This is a genomic window from Aeromonas sp. R10-2 (genome assembly GCF_040908445.1).
GTDB lineage: Bacteria > Pseudomonadota > Gammaproteobacteria > Enterobacterales > Aeromonadaceae > Aeromonas > Aeromonas veronii.
Genome location: NZ_JBFODS010000022.1, coordinates 1 through 3,738, shown reverse-complemented (window position 1 = coordinate 3,738; position 3,738 = coordinate 1). Strand labels below are relative to the sequence as shown.

The window sequence follows — 3,738 nt, the reverse complement described above, 5'->3', positions numbered from 1 at the left end:
CATGTACAGGATCTTTAGCAGCAACCAATTGAAATAGATATAAAAATGGCTTCGATTGTGATCTGATTTTATCGCCAAACAAAACCGCCACGCACGAAGCCATGACCATTATCGATGCCAACCACTATCTTGAGCAACTTCTCTCTCCTGCCGAACTCGACCGCATTGCCCGTGACTGCCAATTTTGCTTGCGCAAACGAGCCATTACGCCTGCCATGCTGGTGACTGCACTCTTGCGGGCACTTGGCTGCGACCAGGTCGATGGTATCGCTGGATTGCACCATCATTTCAATGCCTTGCAACTGGTTGATGCCCATCAGGTTTCCTACAAGCCCTTTCACAACCAGTTGCGCAAAGCGTCGTTCGCCCTGTTCATGAAGGCGCTGGTTGAACGGGCTATCGCCTTGCGTATCGGCCAACAGATGAAGACTGCATCCCTTGGCGCATTCAAACAGGTGTTGTTGCAGGATGGTACTTCCTTTGCCGTCCACAAAAGCCTGGCCGAAGTGTTTCCGGGAAGGTTCAAGACCATTAGCCCGGCGGCAATCGAGTGTCATATGCTCATGTCTCTATTGGAGCAAAGTCCAGTTTGCATGCAGGTCTCTGCCGATACGGCGTCAGAGCGCCAGTTCCTGCCTGAGCCCGAGCGGCTCAATAACAGCCTGCTGTTGGCGGACGCGGGTTACATCGATATGGCCTACTTTGCGAAACTAAACGAGGCGGGCGGTTTCTATCTGGTCAGGGGTAGTAAGAGCCTGAACCCGAAGATTATCCGGGCATGGCGCGGTGACGAACGGGAAGTGCCGAAGCTGGCGGGCCTGTCACTCAAGGATGCTGGACGGCGGCACTGTCGGGCAGAGGTACTGGATATGGTGGTGAAATCGGGCAAGTTCGAGTATCGGCTGATCCGACGCTGGTTTGCCGAGGAGAAACGGTTCTGTATCTGGATGACCAATCTGCCACGAGAGGCATGGCCAGCAGAGCGGGTGATGAGCCTGTACCGCTGTCGTTGGCAGGTGGAGCTGCTGTTTAAGGAGTGGAAGTCGCACAACCGGCTCAAGGGCTTTGTGACAGGTCAGAAAGCCATTGCCGAGGGGCTGGTGTGGGCCAGCCTGTTGTCGCTGGTGATGAAAAGACGGGTAGCTCAGACGCTGATGGGGGACGGTTTATCCACACTGAAAGCGGCGAAAAATAGCGGAACCTGGTGGTTCCCGTTATTGGAAGCGGTGGCTCATCGGGTGTTGGTGGAAATAAGAGAGCGTCTGGAATGGGCTGCCGTTTACTTGGCGAAAAATGCCCGTCGAACCAAGCAGCGAAAATCGATACAGAACAGGACCTTAGAAGGAATTTCAAATGAAGTGTTTTCTTAAGGTCCTGTATATGAGCTGGTATTAACCATGGTGCCCTTGTCATCAGATAAATAAGGCCCATAGCAGACTTGGTTGAGGTGGGTGCGGTGATATCCAACGCGGAAAGTACCCCGCCGCAGGCGTAAGGGTTGCGATAAATAAAAAGAGACCGGCTGATAGCCGGTCTCTTTTTATTTAACATGTGGGGCATTATTTTTATGGCATCGTCTTAAAGAACGCGAACGTCCGATTACGCTTCGCTAATCGAACCTACGAGCTGTACATGAATCGAACCTACGGACTTTTAATTAACTTTATCCAAGTAGGGGCTAAACTCATAGTTGAAGCTACAAGTTTCATGTGACCGAGAAAAATGAAGATTATCTAAAGCCACACAAATTTCTATACTAAGTAATGCAATAAGCTTCTGTTTAGATGACGATAATGTCATTTTGAATTGAGCAGAATCAACAGCAGTTAAACCGATTAAAATATGATAAATTGCAGACCACATATCAATCGATTTAGGTATTATTCGATGAATATCGATAGCAATCTCTTTCATCTCTTCAGAAGATAACGTTTCAGTGTTACATAACATAAACCTCTCATGAAGCACCGCACGCAATGACACGTCACCAACCAAGGGGTCATCGAGGATAGTCGATAATTGTGACGCATAAAACTCGATATCCTCTCTTGCCTGCTGTAAATAATACTGGTCGTTTACCTGTTCCTGCAAACCAACCTGACGGAGTAAAACAAATAACGTGAGCCCCCCAACTATTGGGGCATAGATCCCACCAATAGCTGAACCAAACTCAGCCCAGCGAGAGTGTTCATGTGATATCCCACCATTAAAAATATTAACATAAATAAATATTGGGGATACAACTATGGTAATGAGTGATGCTATTAGAATACTATTCTTATCCGTCATTCCGCACCTGATTTTGCTATTTTCAGTGCTTGACGGCGATCGGCCGTTCTGATCTATTACTCTCTTCATATACAGGACCTTAAGAAAACACTTCATTTGAAATTCCTTCTAAGGTCCTGTTCTGTATCGATTTTCGCTGCTTGGTTCGACGGGCATTTTTCGCCAAGTAAACGGCAGCCCATTCCAGACGCTCTCTTATTTCCACCAACACCCGATGAGCCACCGCTTCCAATAACGGGAACCACCAGGTTCCGCTATTTTTCGCCGCTTTCAGTGTGGATAAACCGTCCCCCATCAGCGTCTGAGCTACCCGTCTTTTCATCACCAGCGACAACAGGCTGGCCCACACCAGCCCCTCGGCAATGGCTTTCTGACCTGTCACAAAGCCCTTGAGCCGGTTGTGCGACTTCCACTCCTTAAACAGCAGCTCCACCTGCCAACGACAGCGGTACAGGCTCATCACCCGCTCTGCTGGCCATGCCTCTCGTGGCAGATTGGTCATCCAGATACAGAACCGTTTCTCCTCGGCAAACCAGCGTCGGATCAGCCGATACTCGAACTTGCCCGATTTCACCACCATATCCAGTACCTCTGCCCGACAGTGCCGCCGTCCAGCATCCTTGAGTGACAGGCCCGCCAGCTTCGGCACTTCCCGTTCGTCACCGCGCCATGCCCGGATAATCTTCGGGTTCAGGCTCTTACTACCCCTGACCAGATAGAAACCGCCCGCCTCGTTTAGTTTCGCAAAGTAGGCCATATCGATGTAACCCGCGTCCGCCAACAGCAGGCTGTTATTGAGCCGCTCGGGCTCAGGCAGGAACTGGCGCTCTGACGCCGTATCGGCAGAGACCTGCATGCAAACTGGACTTTGCTCCAATAGAGACATGAGCATATGACACTCGATTGCCGCCGGGCTAATGGTCTTGAACCTTCCCGGAAACACTTCGGCCAGGCTTTTGTGGACGGCAAAGGAAGTACCATCCTGCAACAACACCTGTTTGAATGCGCCAAGGGATGCAGTCTTCATCTGTTGGCCGATACGCAAGGCGATAGCCCGTTCAACCAGCGCCTTCATGAACAGGGCGAACGACGCTTTGCGCAACTGGTTGTGAAAGGGCTTGTAGGAAACCTGATGGGCATCAACCAGTTGCAAGGCATTGAAATGATGGTGCAATCCAGCGATACCATCGACCTGGTCGCAGCCAAGTGCCCGCAAGAGTGCAGTCACCAGCATGGCAGGCGTAATGGCTCGTTTGCGCAAGCAAAATTGGCAGTCACGGGCAATGCGGTCGAGTTCGGCAGGAGAGAGAAGTTGCTCAAGATAGTGGTTGGCATCGATAATGGTCATGGCTTCGTGCGTGGCGGTTTTGTTTGGCGATAAAATCAGATCACAATCGAAGCCATTTTTATATCTATTTCAATTGGTTGCTGCTAAAGATCCTGTACATG

At 50.3% G+C, this 3,738-nt stretch carries 3 protein-coding genes; 1 reads left to right on the top strand and 2 read right to left on the bottom strand.

Annotated features, from left to right (window positions below; genetic code table 11):
* Positions 1–101: 101 nt before the first annotated feature.
* Positions 102–1,370, top strand: a complete 1,269-nt coding sequence (locus tag AB5Y97_RS04895; RefSeq protein ID WP_041206016.1) for an IS4-like element ISAeme4 family transposase — start codon at positions 102–104, stop codon at positions 1,368–1,370.
* A 283-nt stretch (positions 1,371–1,653) separates the two neighbouring features.
* Here AB5Y97_RS04895 and AB5Y97_RS04890 read toward each other — a convergent pair whose 3' ends face one another.
* Together AB5Y97_RS04890 and AB5Y97_RS04885 are read right to left on the bottom strand one after the other, a co-directional pair.
* A complete protein-coding gene (locus AB5Y97_RS04890) occupies positions 1,654–2,289 on the bottom strand; it encodes a hypothetical protein (protein ID WP_368157309.1) in 636 nt (211 codons plus the stop codon).
* 79 nt (positions 2,290–2,368) lie between these two features.
* The gene (locus tag AB5Y97_RS04885) at positions 2,369–3,637 is read right to left on the bottom strand and encodes an IS4-like element ISAeme4 family transposase (RefSeq protein WP_041206016.1); all 1,269 of its coding nucleotides are present in this window, start codon (positions 3,635–3,637) and stop codon (positions 2,369–2,371) included.
* Positions 3,638–3,738 lie beyond the last annotated feature (101 nt).

Coding starts and splice junctions, on each gene's coding strand:
- AB5Y97_RS04895 (WP_041206016.1), top strand. CDS start 102: ATGACCATTATCGATGCCAACCACTATCTTGAGCAACTTCTCTCTCCT.
- AB5Y97_RS04890 (WP_368157309.1), bottom strand. CDS start 2,289: ATGACGGATAAGAATAGTATTCTAATAGCATCACTCATTACCATAGTT.
- AB5Y97_RS04885 (WP_041206016.1), bottom strand. CDS start 3,637: ATGACCATTATCGATGCCAACCACTATCTTGAGCAACTTCTCTCTCCT.